Here is a 1,524-nt window from a genome sequence, read left to right as displayed (position 1 = left end):
GGCTGCTCGGCGCGGCCGTGGGCGCGTACCGGGCGGCCGGGCAGATCCCGGACCCGGACGACGCCGTCGAGCAGGACGCGCTGCGGGAGCGGTTGATCGCCGCGCTCGGCGCGGACGTGTTCGACGTCGAGTACACGGCGGGCGCGGCGCAGGACGCCCGCCGGGCTCTGGCGCTGCTGGCCGTCTGAGAGACCGCGGGGTCCCCGGGACCCCGCCGCCGGGCCTTGACGGGAACGATCATCGTGCGTTCTCCTCGGGAAGAAGCCGGACCGCGCACGTTCCGGACACCTGTTGTGGAAGGAACGACATGCCGGCTGCGTTCTTCTCGGCCCTGGACCGTCTCGAATGCTCCAGGACCGGCACGGTGAGCGATCCCGACGTGGTCCAGGGGACCTCGGCGGTGGGCGCCCCGCTCCTGGCGCGCTACGACCTGGAACGGGTACGGGCCACCGTGACCCGTGAGGAGATCGCGGGCCGCGCCCCCGACCTCTGGCGCTACCACGAGCTGCTGCCCGTCCGCGACCGACGCCATGTGGTCTCCCTCGGCGAGGGCATGACCCCGATGCTCGATCTGCCGCGCTACGGCGCGAGTGTGGGCGTCCCCGGGCTGCGGATGAAGGACGAGGGGCTCGTCCCGACCGGGAGCTTCAAGGCACGCGGCGCGGCCGTCGGTGTCTCCCGCGCGGCCGAGCTGGGCGTGACCGGGATCGCGATGCCGACCAACGGGAACGCCGGCGCCGCCTGGTCCGTCTACGCCGCCCGCGCCGGGATGCGCAGCCTGATCGCGATGCCGGTCGACGCCCCGGAGATCACCCGTACCGAATGTGTGGTGTCCGGCGCGGAGCTGTACCTGGTGGACGGCCTCATCGGGGACGCGGGCAAGCTGGTGGCCGCGGCGGTCGCCGAGCGCGAGGGCTACCAGGAGGTCTCCACGCTCAAGGAGCCGTACCGCCTCGAAGGCAAGAAGACCATGGGGTACGAGATCGCCGAGCAGCTGGGCTGGCGGGCGCCGGACGTGATCCTCTACCCGACCGGCGGCGGGGTCGGGATCATCGGCATCCACAAGGCCCTGCTGGAGATGCGGGAGCTGGGCTGGCTGACCGGGGACCTGCCGCGGCTGGTCGCGGTGCAGGCGACGGGGTGCGCGCCGATCGTGGACGCGTTCGCGCGCGGCGACCGGGAGAGCGTGGCCGCCGTGGACGCCCGTACGGTCGCCTTCGGCATCACCGTGCCCAAGGCGCTGGGTGACTTCCTGGTCCTGGACGCCGTACGGGAGACGGAGGGCACCGCGATCGCGGTGACCGACGAGGAGCTGCTGGCCGCGCAGTCGGCGGTGGCCCGCGCGGAGGGCGCGTTCGTCTGCCCCGAGGGCGCCGCGTGCTTCGCCGCCGTGGAGCAGCTGCGCGCCTCCGGCTGGCTGGGCGGCGACGAGAACGTGGTCGTGCTGAACACGGGCAGCGGGCTCAAGTACCCGGAGACCGTCCCGGTGGACGTGCCGACGCTGCCGGTGCACGGGCGGATCCC

Annotated in this window: 2 protein-coding genes; both read left to right on the top strand. The window is 73.6% G+C overall.

Going from position 1 to position 1,524, the window contains the following annotated elements; translation table 11 throughout:
* The coding region (locus tag GT042_RS15130; protein ID WP_202532791.1) for a hypothetical protein at positions 1-188 on the top strand (188 nt) is incomplete at its 5' end.
* Positions 189-307: 119 nt separating this feature from the next.
* Positions 308-1,524 (top strand): threonine synthase (locus GT042_RS15125; protein WP_161309235.1); only part of this gene is annotated, 1,217 nt, incomplete at its 3' end.

It is taken from the genome of Streptomyces sp. SID3212 (genome assembly GCF_009865405.1).
Lineage (GTDB): Bacteria > Actinomycetota > Actinomycetes > Streptomycetales > Streptomycetaceae > Streptomyces.
The sequence above is the reverse complement of the archived record's forward strand: the minus strand, read 5'-3'. Positions and strand labels throughout refer to the sequence as shown.